Genomic DNA, 16,522 nt, shown 5'->3' with positions numbered 1-16,522 from the left:
AGATTTCTTCAAGCTTTTTTTATGTCTTAATATTTTTTATTTCACTTGTCTGGAAACGATCCACGAAACCAAGCTTCCCAAACCTAAAACAGTTACAATAACTGCAACAAAGTTTTCGACAGAAAAGATAAATGGAAACGGAACAGTTGGCGAAGCCATAACCAAACCAAAATCTATTTGTAATAATCCAATAACAGAGGCGATTAATAAACCTGTTGTCATCGCAATAAAGGTGATAATAAAACCAGTTTGGAAGAAAATATTACGAATATTTTTTCGTGATAATCCAAAACTATACATCGTCTGAATTTCTTTCTTTTTATCCAAAATCAAGATAATAATTGTTCCTGCCAAATTGAAACATGCAATGATAATGACTAACGTAAAAATCAAGTAACTGATTAAGTTTTCCATATTCATTACTTTTAAGAAAGCTGAATCTAAATCTTGTCTGGTTTCGATTTTATAATGAGAACCTAATATTTTTTGAAGTTGAATTTTTACTTCGTTAAACGATTTTTTTCCAGTCGTTTTTACCTCAATCGAATAACATTGATTTTCGTTTAACAACAATAATTCTTGCGCCAAACCTAAAGTTGTAAATATGTGTTTGTCGTATTGTTCGTTCAAAATAAACACGCCAACACTGTACGCATCTTTGCGTGTAAAAGCATCGCTTTCTTGTTTTATTAGACCTGTTCCAGCTTTTGGCATCATCAAATCTGCTGGCGTTATCGGATCGATATAAAGTTGCAAACGCTCTGCAATTCCATTCGAAACAATAAAATTATCATCGCGATTAAAGTCTAAATATTGTCCACCATAAATTACCGTATCTAAACGTGTAATTTTGGTGAAATTTTCGTCAACACCTTTCAAATAGGCAATATCTTGCTTTCCTTTGTAATCGATGTAGACTTTTTCTTCGATGATTTTAGAAAAAGCTTTGACATCTTTTTGTTGCTTTAATTGATCCACAACAAAAGTTAAACTGTCCAATACTTTTCCTTTCGAAGGTGATATTTTAATTTCAGGATTTACATTGCTATAATACTTTAAATTCATTTTTTCTAATCCCGAAAAAACGGATAAAATAATAAATAAAGCCGCTGTAGCAACCAGAATAGCACCAACAGCAATCGATGTAATAATGTTTACGGCGTTTGTATTCGTTTTCGAAAAAATGTAGCGTTTCGCAATGTAAAGTGAAATGTTTCTCATTATAAGATTGGATTATTTCCTTCTCCTCTTAGCGCTTTGTCGATTTTATCCATTTCGTCTAACGAATTATCTAAAATGAAAATTAATTCTGGTGTAATACGCATTTGTTTAGAAGCACTTTTTGATAAAATTCCTCTAAATAATGGTGTATTAACTCTAATTTCTTTAAAAATTTCGTCTTTTTGAGTACTTGGAAAAATACTTACATAGATTTTAGAAACGCTTAAATCTGGTGTTACTTTTACTTCTGTAACACTAATCAAATTTCCAGGGAATTCCTTTACAGCCCATTTTCTAAAAGCTTCTGCTAATTCTTCTTGAAATAATTTACTTACTTTTTGTTGTCTATTGCTATCCAATTTTATTCATTTTTATGAGACTGTAAAATTACTGCATTTTTTCGTGATTAAAAACATTGATGAATTGAATTAAGTTCTTTGTAAATTTGTTTTAATGAAAAAAGATATCGAAACTTCAGAAGATGTTGCTTTATTGGTAAATACGTTTTACGATAAAGTGCAAAAAGATGATGTCATTGGTTACTTTTTTTCGGAAGTTGCAAAGGTAAATTGGGACGAACATTTGCCGCATATGATTCAGTTTTGGGAAACTGTTTTATTAGGAAAAGCAACTTTTGAAGGTTGGCCAATGCGAACACATTTGGTTTTGAGTCAGAAAGAGAAATTAAAACCGCATCATTTCGAGCGTTGGATTGAATTGTGGTACGGAATAATTGACGAAAAATTTGAAGGAGAAATAGCAAATGAAGCAAAAAATAGAGCAAAAATTATGCGTGATTTAATTCTTTTCAAAATTGACCAAATGGAACAAAAACAAGGGTTTATTCAATAAAAAAAATGCAGCTTCATAAAAGTTGCATTTTTTTTGTATAATTTGATTAATGATTGAAAAATTATTTCGCAATCATGATTAATTTTTTATTGATAAACTCCATAATTCCAGCTTTAGAAAGTTCGCGTCCGTAACCCGAATGTTTCACACCACCGAAAGGTAAATCTGGGCTTGAAGAAACTTGTTTGTTTACGTAAACCATTCCCGAATCTATTCTACGAGCGATTTTCTCCGCATTCGGAACATCTTCTGTATAAATAGAAGCACCTAATCCGTAAGGCGTATCATTCGCAATTTTGATTGCTTCTTCTACATCCTTCACTTTCCAAATACAAACTACAGGTCCAAAAACTTCTTCGTCATAGGCCTTCATTCCAGGTTTTAAATCTGTTAAAATTGTTGGTTGTAAAAAGAACCCATCACGATCAATACGTTTTCCTCCCGAAACAATTGTTGCTCCTTTATTCGCTGAATCATTAATTTGATCCAATAATTTTTCTAATGCACTTTCCGAACTTACAGGTCCCATATTGGTGTCAGCATGTGTAGGGTCGCCAACTTTCATTCCGTTTATATAGTCCGTAATTTTTTTCAAATATTCATCGTAAATACCTTCTTGTACTATAATACGTTTCGAAGAAGTACAAGCTTGTCCAGCATTACGTAAACGACCGTTAATGGTTCCGTTCATCACTTTTTCGATATCCGCATCATTCAAAACGATCATTGGATCAGAACCACCAAGTTCTAAAACCGAAGGTTTTACATTTTTACCAGCGATACTTGCAACCTCTGCACCAGCAGCTTCTGAACCAGTTAAAGATACACCAACAATTTTTGGATTATTAATAATCGAATCTGTGTCTTTTCCTGACATCAATAAGTTTTTGTACAAACCTTTTGGAGCGCCAGCAGCAGTAAACATTTCTTCGAAAGCGATTCCACATTGCGGAATATTAGAAGCCGTTTTCAAAACAACTGTGTTACCAGCCATAATGTGAGGCCCAGCAAAACGTGCAATTTGAGAAAAAGGGAAATTCCAAGGCATAACACCTAACAACACACCAATAGGTTCTGAAACCACATAAGCGTCACCTTTTTCTGTTTGTATAGGAACATTTGCCAAGAATTCTTCTGCATTATCAGCATAATATTCGATGATATTTGCACTATAATCAATTTCGATTTCGCTCTCATACAATGGTTTTCCCATTTCTGTTGTAATCAAAGCAGCTAATCGAGCTTTTTGCTTACGCATTTCGTTTGCGACACGTTTCATTACAGCTTTTCTTTCTTCGAAAGATTCGAATCGCCATGTTTGATATAATTCGTTTGCGTCGTCTATATATTGATTGATTTCTTCGCTTGTGTAGGCTTGAAATTCTTTTTCGATTTTACCTGTAGCAGGATTTAATGTTCTGATTGAACTTGCCATTTCACTCTTTATTTAATGTATACAAAGTTGTAGCAATTCTCGTTCCTAACAAAACTTTTAGGATAAATAAAACTGATAGTTGATGAGATTTTAGAAGGTTTGAACAATAAAGTAAGTATAAATGAACAATAGAAATTAGAAGAATGATTATTTATCTAAATCAGTTGCTGAATTTGTTCGTGATAAAAACCAAATTGTTCCGTTTTTACTTTTCATTTTTTTATTTGCTAAAATAATTCCTAATATTAATCCTGTTAGAATGAAGATAGAACCAATAATTAAATTAGAAATTGATTTATTTTGAAAATAAATCAACAATCCAATTATGAAGCCAATAATAAAGGGTGATATAAAGATTTGAATCCAACCATAAAGTTCTGCAATAAATTCTAGATTCTTTTTCATAAAGTAAATATTTATGATTGATTAAAATTATCAAATCTTAATAGAACAATTCGTTCAAAATAAAATCATTCTTTTAAAACGGTAAATTATCGTCGTCGTTGTTCATCGAACTTGTGAATTCTCCGCCGAAATCTCCAAAAGCATCAGAAGGATCGATAGCAGATAAATTCATGGTACTTCCCATTTCTTGAGAACCATCATTCATCGAGCTTTGAATTTCGAAATCTCCACCAAATGAAGTTTCTAAATCGGTAAATTTAGCTTGCTCATTAATGAATCGTAGACGCACATTTTCTAACGCACCATTACGGTGTTTAGCAATGATAAATTCGGCTTGACCAGCGCAAGGTTCACTTTCATCATCCCAATATTCTAACTTATAATATTCGGGACGATAAATAAACGAAACGATATCGGCATCTTGCTCAATCGCTCCAGATTCACGTAAATCCGATAATAATGGACGCTTGCTTCCTCCACGAGTTTCTACCGAACGAGATAACTGCGAAAGTGCAATAACAGGAATACTTAACTCTTTTGCGATTGCTTTTAAGGAGCGCGAAATCATCGAAATTTCTTGCTCACGGTTTCCATTTGCTTTTCCACCAGCAGTCATTAACTGTAAGTAGTCAATCAAAATCATTTTTACACCATGTTGAGAAACCAAACGACGCGCTTTTGCTCTTAAATCGAAGATAGAAAGGGCAGGCGTATCGTCAATGTAAAGCGGTGCATTTTCAAGACCTTTTACTTTTGTATATAATTGTTTCCATTCGTGATCGGCTAATTTTGCTTTACGCAATTTTTCACCCGAAATTCCAGTTTCACCCGAAATCATACGCGTAATCAACTGAACAGAAGACATCTCTAATGAAAAAACAGCAACTGGAATATTTTTGTCCACCGTCATATTTTTCGCCATCGAAAGGATAAAAGCGGTTTTCCCCATACCAGGACGAGCGGCTAAGATAATCAAATCCGATTCTTGCCAACCCGAAGTAATTTTATCAATTTCTGTAAATCCAGAAGATAAACCAGACATTCCTTCTTTGGTAGATTGGGCTTTAATTTTGTCAATCGCTTCTGTAACTAAATCTCTTGCTTCCGAATAACTACGCTTGATTCCACCTTCTGTAATTTCGAATAATTTCGATTCAGAATAATCCAGTAAATCAAATACATCGGCAGTATCATCGTATGATTTTTCAATGACTTGATTCGAAATTTCAATTAAACGACGAAGAATATATTTTTCTTGAATGACACGAGCATAATACTCCACGTGTGCAGAAGAAGAAACTTTTTGCGTTAATTGAATCAAATAATAATCACCGCCAACACGATCTAATTTGCCTTCACTTTTCAACTCATTCGAAACCGTTAATAAATCAATTGGTTCTGAATCGTTAAATAATTTTTGAATGACAGCATAAATCGCCTGATGCTCTGGACGATAAAAAACTTGCGGCGTAAGAATGTCTATGACTTCATCCAACCCTTTTTTATCAATCATCATCGCGCCAAGTACAGCTTGCTCTAAATCAACAGCTTGAGGAGGAAGTTTACCTTTCTCTAAACCAATGACATTGTGCTTGTTAGCTGGTATTTCGGGATTATAATTTGCTTGTTCCATAAGAGTTCCAAAATTAAATAAAAAAACGAGATATAACTAATTTTATATCTCGTTTTAAAATCGTATATTCTACAATAAGTATTATTGTAAAACAATATTTTATCCTGAAAATTCTCCGAATTTAATGTAGCGTTCTTGACGTTGTTGTTGTAATTCTTTTGGAGAAAGTTTTTTCAATTCGTTGTAAGTATCTAAAACTTTATTTTTCAAGTTTGTGTATGCAACTTCTGGTTTGTAGTGTGCTCCACCAAGTGGTTCTTGAATGATATCTTCAATTAATCCTAATTCTAACATATCAGGACCAGTTAATTTCATTTGCGAAGCAGCTTGCTCTTTGTAATCCCAACTTCTCCATAAAATTGTAGAACAGTTTTCTGGTGAAATTACAGAATACCAAGTGTTTTCTAACATGAAAACTTTGTTTCCAACTCCAATTCCTAATGCTCCACCTGAAGCTCCTTCACCAATTACAATTGTAATGATAGGAACTGTAAGTTTCAACATTTCGTAGATGTTTTTAGCAATAGCTTCTCCTTGACCTCTTTCTTCAGCTTCTAAACCAGGATATGCACCAGGAGTGTCGACTAAAGTCAAGACAGGAATATTAAACTTTTCTGCTAACTTCATCAATCGTAAAGCTTTGCGGTAACCATCTGGATTAGACATTCCGAAACGACGATATTGTCTTTCTTTGGTATTTTTCCCTTTTTGTTGACCAATAATCATAAAAGTTTGACCATTGATTTTTCCCATACCACCAACCATTGCTTTATCATCAGCAAAAGTTCTATCTCCGTGAATTTCGATAAACGTGTTATCTGTGATCGCGTAAGCGTAGTCTAAAGTATAAGGGCGAGAAGGATGACGAGACAATTGTACACGTTGCCATGGCGTTAAATTACCATAGATTTCCTTCTTTTTATTTTCAATTGCAATTTCAATTTCAACGCAAGCCTGTTTGATGTTAACACCGCTTCCTTCGCCGACGATTTGACAGCTTTGTAACTGTTCTTCTAAATCTTTGATAGGTTGTTCAAATTCTAAATATTCCATACAAAAGTGTTTGTTCAATCCAACAAATATAGAAAAGGTTTTTAAGCCAATTATAATAAATGTCGAATGTTTTTCAGATTTTTTACAAGTATTTTAATTTCAAAAGATAAAAAAGCGTCTACAGATTAGACGCTTTCATCGTGTATTTGATCTAAAATTAGATTTTTTCGATAATCATTGCAGATGCTCCACCGCCACCATTACAGATAGCTGCACCACCAATTTTTCCTCCGTTTTGCTCTAAAACATTTAATAATGTAACCAAAATTCTTGATCCAGAATTTCCAAGTGGATGACCAATAGAAACCGCACCACCATTTACATTGACTTTAGAAGCATCAAGGTTTAATAATTTAGTATTTGCAATTCCAACAACTGAAAACGCTTCGTTAAATTCCCAGAAATCAACATCAGCAGCTGTCATATTTGCTTTTTTCAATAATTTTTCAACCGCTTTAGCTGGTGCAGTTGTAAATTTTGAAGGTTCTTGAGAAGCATCAGCATAAGCAATAACTTTTGCAAGAGGTTTTAATCCTAATTCGTTTGCTTTATCTAAAGACATTAATACTAAAGCAGAAGCTCCATCATTAATTGTAGAAGCATTTGCAGCAGTTACAGTTCCGTCTTTAGAGAAAACAGCGCGCAAACCTGGAACTTTATCAAAGTTTACATTTTTATATTCTTCGTCTTCTTTAAAAATAACTGGTTCTCCTTTGCGTTGAGGAATTTCTACAGGAACAACTTCGTTGTCAAATTTTCCAGCAGCCCAAGCAGCAGCAGATTTTTTGTAAGAATTAATCGCAAACTCATCTTGCTCTTCACGAGAAATATTGAACTCAGTTGCACAAGTATCTCCGAAAAGTCCCATCATTTCTTTGCTGTAGTAATCTTGTAAACCATCGTTCACAATTCCATCTAACAAAACAGTATTTCCGTATTTATTTCCAGTTCTTGCATTTGGCGAATAAAAAGGAACCATCGACATGTTTTCCATTCCTCCAGCAACTACAACATCTGCGTCACCTAAACGAATCGCTTGTGTAGCAAACATTACAGCTTTCATACCAGAAGCACAAACTTTGTTTACCGTTGTTGCAGGAATTGTATTTGGTAAACCTGCTTTTATCATTGCTTGCTTAGCAGGTGCTTGTCCTTCACCAGCTTGCAATACATTTCCCATATATACTTCATCAACCAAAGATCCATCTAAGTTGATTTTATCTAAAGCTCCTTTAATAGCTGTTGCGCCTAAATCTGTAGCTGGAACGTTAGATAAACTTCCCAAAAAAGATCCCATTGCTGTACGAACAGCTGAAACTATTACGACTTCTTTCATTTAATTTGTGATTTGTTGTTTTTATTATGATAACTTAATAATGCAAGATATAAAATTTATAGTAGTATTAATTTGATTTACTTTTTAAAGATTTTTTAAATTTGTTATTGACTTAATACAGATAATTGATTTTTTTTGTTAAAATGATAATTATCTTAGAATAGAATATTTTTTGAAGAATAAAATGATTAAAATGCTGAAGATAAAAATGATATTATTTGGTTTGATTTCGTGTTTTGCAATTACAATCGGAAATGCGCAAACCTTTGATCAAAAATATTTTAAATCAATTTTAGATTCGCTTACGTCAAATTCGTTTGCTGGTAGAGGTTATGTAGAAAATGGAATGACAAATGCTGGAATTTATTTACAAAACGAATTTCAAAAAAATGGATTGAAGTCTTTTTCTAATCGTTATAATCAAACATTTACTTTTCCGATTAATATTATCAAAGATGCAAAACTGAAAATTAATGGAAAAGAATTAAAATATGGAATTGATTTTATTGTAAAGCCAAGTTCTAAATCAATTTCGAAAACCAATTCACCTTTTTATATTTTTGACACAAAAGCCTATGTGGAATCTTTTCAGTCGAAAGATAAAACGAGGGATTTTATTGTGAAAGATGATGAATCGCAAAAAGGAAAACATATTATTTTGCCGCCTTTAGTGACTTCTGTAGATTCTATTCAGAAATATTACAAACAATGGGCGAATATTTATGAGAAAAATGAAAATAAAAATCGAGCGATTTTTAGATTTACATCAGATAAATTGACTTCAAGTCTTAGTCAACGACAATCTTCTATTTCAGAATTTATTATTTCGGATAAATTTTATTCTAAAAATTTAAAAATAAACGATTATTTTATTGATTCAGAATTAAATAATTCATTCAAAGCAAATAATATAATTGGTTACATTGACGGAAAGAACAATGATAGTGTTGTCGTGATTTCGGCTCATTATGATCATTTAGGTAAAGTTGGACAAACTATTTTTCCTGGAGCGAGTGATAATGCGAGCGGAACAGCGATGATGATGACACTGATGAAGCATTATTCGAAACATCAACCTAATTACAGAACGGTTTTTATGACTTTTGCTGGTGAAGAAGCGGGAATTTTAGGTGCAGATTATTATGTCAATCATCCACTTTTTCCATTGAATCAAATCAAATTTCTGGTAAATTTAGATATTATGGGAGCAGGCGATCAAGGGATTCAAGTTGTGAATGGTAAAGTTTTTAAAAATCAATTTGAAAAATTAGTTGAATTAAATCAAACAAATAATTATCTAAAAGAAGTTAAAATTCGAGGAGAATCGTGTAATTCCGATCATTGTCCGTTTTATTTGAAAGGTGTTCCGTCGTTTTTTATTTACACATTAGGAGGAAAAGGTTTTTATCATGATCCCAATGATACAGCTGAAAGTTTGGATTTGAGTTCCTCTGAAAAAGTATATAATTTGTTGAAAGCTTTTATTGATAAGCTATAAAAAAATAATCCGTTCAAAGTGAACGGATTACTAACCAACCTAAACTACTATAAAAAACTCTAAAAAGTAAAAAGAGTGCGAGTAATTCCAAACTTCATAAATCAATTTCGTTATACTCGTTGTTACTCTTTGTCTTACTATCTATGAATAAATTATTTGACACTGCAAATGTCTAACTTTTATGTCTTATTTGGAGAAATTGTAAAAGATTTTATTTATAATAGTTATAGAAAATATTTATAACAAATTTTTGTTGTCGGATATTGATCTTTATATTAACTCATTAAAAATAAACAATAATAGTTAATATGTAATTACGTGAAAACGTACTTTAACACCTTTTTAACTATTTGTTTACGAAAATATGATGAAATGATAAGATTTGCAATCTTTTCAACTAAATTTGATTTTGAATCGTAAAGACTTCATAAATTTAAACAAATTTTAAACCAAAAACGCCAAAATGAGACTTTTTTTATTGGTTTTTTCCTTACATATTGTGTTATTTGTTGATGCGCAAAATGTTAACCCAAATCAAATTCGAACTAAAATATACGATACTATTTTACAAGATATCCAAAAACAAAGTTTAGAATTTCCGAACAAAAAAATTGTGGTAGATCCTACAATTAATAAGTTTGAAGATTATAAAATGGACGAATTTGGACTGAAATTGGATTCGGTAAAATATGTACAAGACACTTCAATTTGTTCTAAGTTAACAACCTACAAATGTGTTTCGAAATTTGAGATTGATAATTATTCGATTTCCAATGTTTACAAAGATGAATCAGATGCGCTATACCCAGACTTTTATGGGATTTATGCACCAATTGATTCGTGGTACAATTTGATTTATTATGCGGCTGTTAATCACTTCGAAAAAGATAGAAAATTTCAATTTAATGTCTTAATTCCAGTTCGAAATGTGCAAATGAAAAATAAAACGATGAAGGAAAAAATGTTCTTTTATAACGTTTTATTTGATGAGCAATTTAAGATTCTAAAATTTGAAAAATTATTCTTAAAACATTAAAATTCAATCAGAAAAATTGTAAATTAGCAAGACTCAAATTTTTAATTGATGTTAAACGTTAGCGCTTATATAGACGAGCTTTTGCAGTTATCAAAAGGTAATTTACGGATTTGCCGTATGAATTGGTGGCTTTTAAAATACGAAGATGAATTTGAGAAAGCAATAGAACAAACGTCTTGTAAAAAGTGGCAAAGATGGCTTTATAATGGCGAACATCCGTATCCGTGTGTTTGTCCAAAGCGCGAAAAATTATGCGTTTTTATTGATTTATATCGCGAATTGGATCGTTTGACACAAGTGCAACGTTTAGAGAATTTTTTTCAAGAATATTTTCAAAAATTTGAGTTGATTAAAGATTCAAAAGAATCTTTGAGGAATTGGATGAATGATATTCGACCAACGATTTCATCCATTTATTTATTATTGGATAAGAATGATAATCTAAAAATTAGATTTTATAATTCGGATCCAGTTTTGGAAGTGAATATCAATAAAAATGATTATAAATACACTTTGTTGTGTTTGGATATTTTTAACTACAACATGTATGTAAGAGGCATGTAAATGAAAAGAGAGTTGACAAAATCAACTCTCTTTTTTATGAAATAATAGATTAAATATGGCTTATTTAATTAAACCAATTTCTCTTAAACGCTGAGTTAAGAAATCCCCAGCTGTAATATCTTCAAATTGTTTTGGATTTTCTTCTGTTACACAATCTTCTAAAACAGATAAGTCCATTTCAGAAACTGGATGCATAAAGAATGGAATAGAAAAACGAGATGTTCCCCATAATTCTTTCTCTGGATTAACCACTTGGTGAATTGTTGATTTTAATCTGTTGTTTGTGTGACGAGATAACATATCACCAACATTAATCACCAATTCGTCGTCAGCAGCAATAGCATCAACCCAAGTTCCATCGTGACGTTGCACTTGTAATCCACGACCTTGCGCTCCCATTAACAATGTAATCAGGTTAATATCACCGTGGGCACCAGCACGAACTGCATCTTTAGGCTCTTCTGTGATAGGAGGATAGTGAATTGCTCTCAAAATAGAGTTTCCGTTTTTTACTTTATCATCAAAGTAAAACTCGTCTAAACCTAAGAATAAAGCCAAAGCACGTAAAACGTAAACTCCTGTTTTTTCTAATTGTTTGTATGTTTCTTCACCATAAGTGTTAAAACCTGGAACTTCATTTACATCAACATTTTCTGGATAGTTGTATTTCGCTTTATCTTCTTCAGATAAATACTGTCCAAAATGCCAAAATTCTTTCAAGTCACCAACAGTTCTACCTTTTGCATGTTCGTTACCGAAAGCTGTATAACCGCGTTGACCACCAATTCCTTCAACTACATAACTTTGTTTTGTTTCTGTAGGTAAAGCGTAAAATTCGCGAACGCTTTTATATAAATTTTCAACTAATTCGTCAGATAAAAAATGTCCTTTCAAAGCAACGAATCCTATTTCTTCGTATGCTTTACCAATTTCGTTGACAAATTTTTGTTTTCTTGCAGGATCATCAGATAAAAAGTCTGCTAAATTAACCGATGGAATTCCGTTTTGTGACATTTATATTTTGTTTTATAAAATTTCTTCAGCAAAGGTATAGAAAGATTTCTTTTGTGAATAATATTGTTAATAACTTTTTTAATCAACTGTTGGTTTGATGCAAAACTAAGTCGTTTAAATGGTTCTAATTGTTTAAAATATTAATTATAAGTAAAATATGATTTTAAACATAGGTTTTGATAATTTCTATCTTGATAAATATAATTTATTAAAATTACATTATAAATAGTTATTAATAATAGTTGTTTTAAATAATATGAATTAATTTTAAGAATATGAAGAAATATTTATTTGTATTTTTTGTTTGTATTAGCATAATGTTGTTTTCACAAGAGTCTATAAAAACTCCTTTGATATATCTAAGTTGTAAAAAAGTTGAACAGAAGGGAAATGAGGAGTTGAATAAATGTTTTAAACAAAATTTTAGAAAAGATTTTTATAAAATGGTAAGTACGGAATTAAGGTCGAGAAACTTAATTACAAATTATCTTCTTAAAGCTGAATTCAATTTTACTTTTGATGAAAATGGTGTAATTTCTATTTCTGATTTTGAAGGAAGTGAGGATACGAAAGATATCTTAGAAAAGTCTTTATTTAGATTAAATGAGAGAATTAAAGGAGGTAAATATAAAATTATTCCAGCAAAGAATAATGAAGGGAAATTTATAAAAACCACTATAAAAGTTCCATTTCAATATGCATTTGTGAGAAGTTAATTATTAATCTTCTTTCTAATCGTTATCAATCATTCTATATTTGCAAAAATATTTATGATGAAAGATCAATTTTTTCAATATATACAAGACTTACAAAATAAAATTATTACTAAACTTGAACAAGTTGATGGTAAAGCTAAATTTTTAAGAGATAGTTGGGAACGCGAAGAAGGCGGCGGAGGTCTTTCATGTGTTTTAACTGACGGAGCTGTTTTTGAGAAAGCTGGCGTTAATATTTCAAAAGTTTATGGAGAATTACCAGAAACAATGCAAAAAGCGTTAAATGTTTCGTCAGGTAAATTTTTTGCTTGTGGATTGAGTTTGGTTATTCATCCAACAAGTCCACATATTCCGACGACTCATGCAAATTGGAGATATTTCGAAATGTATGATAAAGATGGAAATATTGTCGATCAATGGTTTGGAGGAGGTCAAGATTTAACACCGTATTATTTGGATGAAGAAGATGTGATGCATTGGCATACAATCTGTAAAAAAAGTTGTGATGCGCATGATGTGGCTTTTTATCCGAAGTATAAAGAGGAATGTGATAAATATTTTTGGAATACTCATCGTGAAGAAGCCCGTGGAATAGGAGGTTTGTTTTTTGATTACTTGAAACCAACTTCAGAAAAAACAGTTGAACAATGGTATGATTTTGTAACGGAAGTAGGAAACTCATTTTTAGAAGCGTATATTCCGATTGTTGAAAAGCACAAAAATGATGAATTTTCTGATGAACAAAAGGAATGGCAAGAAATTAGAAGAGGTCGTTATGTGGAATTTAATCTAATTCATGATAGAGGAACTTTATTTGGTTTGAAAACAAATGGACGAATAGAATCTATTTTGATGAGTTTGCCAAAACATGTACAATGGCACTATAATCACCAACCAGAAGAAGGTTCGGAAGAATATAAATTAGTCGATGTTTTGAAACATCCAAAAGATTGGATTTAATCAATAAAATATAAAATGCCTGAACATTTGTTCAGGCATTTTTTTAATCTTCTCTCGATCCGTCATCTGCCATTCTGACCATTTTAGGTGTAAAAGTAGCCACAACATCAACCAGATCTTGTTGTGCAGCCATTACTTCGTGAATATCTTTATACGCCATCGGCGCTTCATCTTTTCCGCCTCCAATTAGTGTAATTCCAAAATCATTCAAATAATCGTTTATCTTATTTTGAGATAATGATTTAATCGCTTGTGTTCGGCTCATTTGACGACCAGCACCATGAGAAGCAGAATTAATCGAATTTTCTTCACCTTTTCCTCGAACCAAAAATCCTGGCGCAGTCATAGAACCTGGAATAATTCCCATTATATCTTTAGAAGCTGGCGTTGCACCTTTTCGATGGACAATTACTTCTTCGCCATTGTAAATTTCTTTCCAAGCAAAATTATGATGATTTTCTACTTTCGCTAAAACTTCAGCACCGATAGATTTTGCAATTTTTTGATGAATAATTTCGTGGCAAGCTGAAGCGTATTCACCAGCCAAATTCATTGCAATCCAATATTCTTGACCTTCGGCTGAATCTAAATCCAAGTAAGCCAAATTCTGCGCTTTGTACGGAAGTTTACAAATTTCTTTTGCAATTTTTGTATAATGTCCAGCGATTGTAGCACCGAAACCTCTCGATCCAGAATGCGTTAATAAAGCCAAATATGAACCTTTTTTGATGTTCAGTTTTTCATCATCTTCTTTGAAATCAATCAAACCAAATTCTACAAAATGATTTCCGCCACCAGAAGAACCTAATTGCGACCATGCTTTATCTTTTAAATTCTGAATAAATGAATTTGTCTCAAATTTTGCATCATCCAAAATCTGATGTTCAGCTTTGTATTGACCATGAAAACCATGTCCTGCACCAAACTTTGTATTTTTTATCAAAGTTTCTTTTAACGAATCGTGATGTTCAAAATAATGAGAAGCAGGTAAATCATAAATCGATAAAGCCATTCTACATCCAATATCAACGCCGACGCCATAAGGAATAATCGCATTTTTTGTCGCTAAAACTCCGCCAATTGGTAAACCATAACCTTGATGTGCATCTGGCATAATCGCGCCAGCAACGGTAACAGGAAGTTTCATTGCGATTTTCATTTGTTCTAAAGCGCCGTCCTCAATTTTTTCCGCACCATAAATTTTGAAATCGGTTGGATTTTCATTCAATTCAATCAAGTTTTCATCTTGTTGAGGTAAATGAATTCCATCGATAAAACCTTTTGCAAGTGTTTTGAAAATTTTATCTTCTAAAAAATCTTGTGGCGAAGAAAAAACTTGCGCATATTTATCAAGCATTTCAGCTTTTGTATAACCATTTCTTTTTCGGTTAATTTTTAAGGCAATTCCTAAAATTTCATTCTCAGGATAACCCAAGGCAATCAAATCATTTCCATTAATTGGTTTATTTTGTTGTTCAGTTGTTTTCATATAATTTGGTTAGAATATTATTTTGTAAACATTGTTTTTAGTTCATTTAATACATTCGACCCACCAGAAATTGAGATTTCTCCTACTTTATCAGCAATTTTTTCGATGTATTCCATCTCTTTCAATTTCCATAATGTTTCGTTTTCTTCCATTAATTTTGCTGTATTCAACAAGCTTCTTGTTGAAGCAGTTTCCTCACGACGCGTAATCGAATTAGCTTGAGCCGTTTTTTCGGCAATCAAAACACGGTTCATAATTTCTCTTATTTCTCCAGGAAGAATAATGTCTTTCATACCTGCGTCAATCAATTTTAGACCAATTTCTTGGAATTCAGCTTGATATTTTTGAATGATATAATTCGTTACCGAATTTTTATCTGACATCAAATCATCAAAATTCATGTTTCCAATAAATTCTCTCAAACCTAATTGAATCGCTTGATAAATCATTTTTTCGAAATCTTTGTTCGATTGATAAGCGTTTAACAAATCAGTAATTTGATAATTTACCATAAAATTGATTCGTAATTGCGCTTTATCTTTCGTCAAAATTTCTTGTCCCGAAATTTCAATTGTTTGCGGACGCATATCAAAAGATACCATCGAGATTTTAACTTCGTTGTTGTAAAATAGGTATTCACCAGCTTTTAAAACCGAATCAAATTCATTGTCTTTAAATAAAATTCCTTCGAAATATGGCGCAACAGAAATGATACGAATTGCACCAGCTTTTCTCAAAATATCAATTTCTCTTTTTGTTAAATTCTTAATTTCGTCAGTAGAATTCAAGTCAAATTTTATAGCTTTTAATTGAGTCGAATTTTTCCAAATCATCACGTTTTTATTGTAAAAAGAATCATAGATTTGATTGTTTTTGTAAATAATCAACACTTCGTTATGTAATACTTCGATAAAATCTACCATATTTTTTAATGTTTCATTTTCCAAAATCATTGCGTGGAATTTTTCATCAATTATTTCGTTGATGTTTAATTTTTCGATGTTTTTATTAAAGAAAATCCAATAATTTCCTTTTGAGTAAATTTTATCTACTTCGTTATTTTTGATATAGATTCCAATTTCTTGGTTGTTAATTGCTAATTTTTTCATTTTATTATTTTTTATAGGTTTTTACTATTTTTTTTGTCATTCTGAGCCTGTCGAAGAATCTTTATTATGAGATACTGAAACGAGTTCCTTTAGATTTGAAAATCTTAAATTGTAGTATAAAAAGAAGAGAAAAGAGTTTGAGTACACTATAACGAGTTCAGAGCTATATAATCTCATATTCTGATTAAGACTCAACTCTTT

Annotated in this window: 16 protein-coding genes; 6 read left to right on the top strand and 10 right to left on the bottom strand. The window is 31.6% G+C overall.

Going from position 1 to position 16,522, the window contains the following annotated elements:
• Nucleotides 1-36: 36 nt before the first annotated feature.
• Both G0Q09_RS09625 and rbfA read right to left on the bottom strand, forming a co-directional pair.
• On the bottom strand, nucleotides 37-1,221 hold the full coding sequence (locus tag G0Q09_RS09625) for an ABC transporter permease (protein WP_219034704.1): 1,185 nt from the start codon (nucleotides 1,219-1,221) through the stop codon (nucleotides 37-39).
• Nucleotides 1,221-1,580, bottom strand: coding sequence for a 30S ribosome-binding factor RbfA (gene rbfA, locus G0Q09_RS09620; protein WP_038334637.1), 360 nt, complete (start codon nucleotides 1,578-1,580; stop codon nucleotides 1,221-1,223). Before rbfA ends, G0Q09_RS09625 begins: the two co-directional genes overlap by 1 nt.
• A 94-nt stretch (nucleotides 1,581-1,674) precedes the next feature.
• On the opposite strand from rbfA, the gene G0Q09_RS09615 reads away from it, so the two are divergent.
• A complete protein-coding gene (locus G0Q09_RS09615; protein ID WP_019975256.1) occupies nucleotides 1,675-2,073 on the top strand; it encodes a group III truncated hemoglobin in 399 nt (132 codons plus the stop codon).
• 61 nt (nucleotides 2,074-2,134) lie between these two features.
• Here G0Q09_RS09615 and G0Q09_RS09610 read toward each other — a convergent pair whose 3' ends face one another.
• The 5 genes from G0Q09_RS09610 to G0Q09_RS09590 form a co-directional block, all read right to left on the bottom strand.
• Nucleotides 2,135-3,508: an NAD-dependent succinate-semialdehyde dehydrogenase gene (locus G0Q09_RS09610; RefSeq protein ID WP_219034703.1), complete on the bottom strand. Its 1,374-nt coding sequence runs from the start codon at nucleotides 3,506-3,508 to the stop codon at nucleotides 2,135-2,137.
• Between the two features lie 147 nt (nucleotides 3,509-3,655).
• A complete protein-coding gene (locus G0Q09_RS09605) occupies nucleotides 3,656-3,913 on the bottom strand; it encodes a hypothetical protein (protein ID WP_125349038.1) in 258 nt (85 codons plus the stop codon).
• Between the two features lie 73 nt (nucleotides 3,914-3,986).
• Nucleotides 3,987-5,546 carry a replicative DNA helicase gene (gene dnaB, locus G0Q09_RS09600; RefSeq protein ID WP_125349039.1) on the bottom strand — a complete coding sequence of 520 codons (1,560 nt, stop codon included), beginning with the start codon at nucleotides 5,544-5,546 and terminating at the stop codon, nucleotides 3,987-3,989.
• Nucleotides 5,547-5,645: 99 nt separating this feature from the next.
• Nucleotides 5,646-6,599, bottom strand: a complete 954-nt coding sequence (locus G0Q09_RS09595) for an acetyl-CoA carboxylase carboxyltransferase subunit alpha (protein WP_038334644.1) — start codon at nucleotides 6,597-6,599, stop codon at nucleotides 5,646-5,648.
• A gap of 157 nt (nucleotides 6,600-6,756) precedes the next feature.
• Nucleotides 6,757-7,935 (bottom strand): thiolase family protein, encoded by a 1,179-nt coding sequence (locus tag G0Q09_RS09590; protein ID WP_115001279.1) that lies wholly within the window; start codon nucleotides 7,933-7,935, stop codon nucleotides 6,757-6,759.
• A gap of 193 nt (nucleotides 7,936-8,128) precedes the next feature.
• Between G0Q09_RS09590 and G0Q09_RS09585 the strand changes: the two genes are divergently transcribed.
• The 3 genes from G0Q09_RS09585 (at nucleotide 8,129) to G0Q09_RS09575 (ending at nucleotide 11,033) form a co-directional block, all read left to right on the top strand.
• Complete coding sequence (locus G0Q09_RS09585; protein WP_219034702.1) at nucleotides 8,129-9,433, top strand: M28 family metallopeptidase; 1,305 nt, start codon at nucleotides 8,129-8,131, stop codon at nucleotides 9,431-9,433.
• Between the two features lie 463 nt (nucleotides 9,434-9,896).
• A complete protein-coding gene (locus G0Q09_RS09580) occupies nucleotides 9,897-10,469 on the top strand; it encodes a hypothetical protein (RefSeq protein ID WP_219034701.1) in 573 nt (190 codons plus the stop codon).
• A gap of 117 nt (nucleotides 10,470-10,586) precedes the next feature.
• Nucleotides 10,587-11,033, top strand: a complete 447-nt coding sequence (locus G0Q09_RS09575) for a hypothetical protein (RefSeq protein ID WP_219034700.1) — start codon at nucleotides 10,587-10,589, stop codon at nucleotides 11,031-11,033.
• A gap of 60 nt (nucleotides 11,034-11,093) precedes the next feature.
• Here the strand turns inward: G0Q09_RS09575 and G0Q09_RS09570 are convergent, their stop codons facing one another.
• Complete coding sequence (locus G0Q09_RS09570) at nucleotides 11,094-12,047, bottom strand: isopenicillin N synthase family dioxygenase (RefSeq protein ID WP_125349043.1); 954 nt, start codon at nucleotides 12,045-12,047, stop codon at nucleotides 11,094-11,096.
• Nucleotides 12,048-12,322: 275 nt separating this feature from the next.
• On the opposite strand from G0Q09_RS09570, the gene G0Q09_RS09565 reads away from it, so the two are divergent.
• Both G0Q09_RS09565 and hemF read left to right on the top strand, forming a co-directional pair.
• Nucleotides 12,323-12,763 (top strand): hypothetical protein, encoded by a 441-nt coding sequence (locus tag G0Q09_RS09565; RefSeq protein ID WP_125349044.1) that lies wholly within the window; start codon nucleotides 12,323-12,325, stop codon nucleotides 12,761-12,763.
• A gap of 57 nt (nucleotides 12,764-12,820) precedes the next feature.
• Nucleotides 12,821-13,723 (top strand): oxygen-dependent coproporphyrinogen oxidase, encoded by a 903-nt coding sequence (hemF, locus tag G0Q09_RS09560; RefSeq protein WP_115001274.1) that lies wholly within the window; start codon nucleotides 12,821-12,823, stop codon nucleotides 13,721-13,723.
• Between the two features lie 43 nt (nucleotides 13,724-13,766).
• Here the strand turns inward: hemF and G0Q09_RS09555 are convergent, their stop codons facing one another.
• Nucleotides 13,767-15,212 carry an RtcB family protein gene (locus G0Q09_RS09555; protein ID WP_219034699.1) on the bottom strand — a complete coding sequence of 482 codons (1,446 nt, stop codon included), beginning with the start codon at nucleotides 15,210-15,212 and terminating at the stop codon, nucleotides 13,767-13,769.
• Between the two features lie 17 nt (nucleotides 15,213-15,229).
• Nucleotides 15,230-16,321 carry a slipin family protein gene (locus G0Q09_RS09550; RefSeq protein WP_219034698.1) on the bottom strand — a complete coding sequence of 364 codons (1,092 nt, stop codon included), beginning with the start codon at nucleotides 16,319-16,321 and terminating at the stop codon, nucleotides 15,230-15,232.
• Nucleotides 16,322-16,522: the final 201 nt, after the last annotated feature.

It is taken from the genome of Empedobacter falsenii, assembly GCF_019308355.1.
Classification (GTDB): domain Bacteria; phylum Bacteroidota; class Bacteroidia; order Flavobacteriales; family Weeksellaceae; genus Empedobacter; species Empedobacter falsenii_B.
This window is presented reverse-complemented; position numbering and strand designations above follow the sequence as displayed.

Bases quoted from the DNA above. Each gene is read 5' to 3' on its own strand.
- G0Q09_RS09585 (WP_219034702.1), top strand. From the start codon at position 8,129: ATGCTGAAGATAAAAATGATATTATTTGGTTTGATTTCGTGTTTTGCA.
- G0Q09_RS09555 (WP_219034699.1), bottom strand. From the start codon at position 15,212: ATGAAAACAACTGAACAACAAAATAAACCAATTAATGGAAATGATTTG.
- G0Q09_RS09615 (WP_019975256.1), top strand. From the start codon at position 1,675: ATGAAAAAAGATATCGAAACTTCAGAAGATGTTGCTTTATTGGTAAAT.
- G0Q09_RS09590 (WP_115001279.1), bottom strand. From the start codon at position 7,935: ATGAAAGAAGTCGTAATAGTTTCAGCTGTTCGTACAGCAATGGGATCT.
- G0Q09_RS09595 (WP_038334644.1), bottom strand. From the start codon at position 6,599: ATGGAATATTTAGAATTTGAACAACCTATCAAAGATTTAGAAGAACAG.
- G0Q09_RS09625 (WP_219034704.1), bottom strand. From the start codon at position 1,221: ATGAGAAACATTTCACTTTACATTGCGAAACGCTACATTTTTTCGAAA.
- G0Q09_RS09610 (WP_219034703.1), bottom strand. From the start codon at position 3,508: ATGGCAAGTTCAATCAGAACATTAAATCCTGCTACAGGTAAAATCGAA.
- G0Q09_RS09575 (WP_219034700.1), top strand. From the start codon at position 10,587: ATGAATTGGTGGCTTTTAAAATACGAAGATGAATTTGAGAAAGCAATA.
- hemF (WP_115001274.1), top strand. From the start codon at position 12,821: ATGAAAGATCAATTTTTTCAATATATACAAGACTTACAAAATAAAATT.
- G0Q09_RS09570 (WP_125349043.1), bottom strand. From the start codon at position 12,047: ATGTCACAAAACGGAATTCCATCGGTTAATTTAGCAGACTTTTTATCT.
- G0Q09_RS09550 (WP_219034698.1), bottom strand. From the start codon at position 16,321: ATGAAAAAATTAGCAATTAACAACCAAGAAATTGGAATCTATATCAAA.
- G0Q09_RS09565 (WP_125349044.1), top strand. From the start codon at position 12,323: ATGAAGAAATATTTATTTGTATTTTTTGTTTGTATTAGCATAATGTTG.
- dnaB (WP_125349039.1), bottom strand. From the start codon at position 5,546: ATGGAACAAGCAAATTATAATCCCGAAATACCAGCTAACAAGCACAAT.
- G0Q09_RS09580 (WP_219034701.1), top strand. From the start codon at position 9,897: ATGAGACTTTTTTTATTGGTTTTTTCCTTACATATTGTGTTATTTGTT.
- G0Q09_RS09605 (WP_125349038.1), bottom strand. From the start codon at position 3,913: ATGAAAAAGAATCTAGAATTTATTGCAGAACTTTATGGTTGGATTCAA.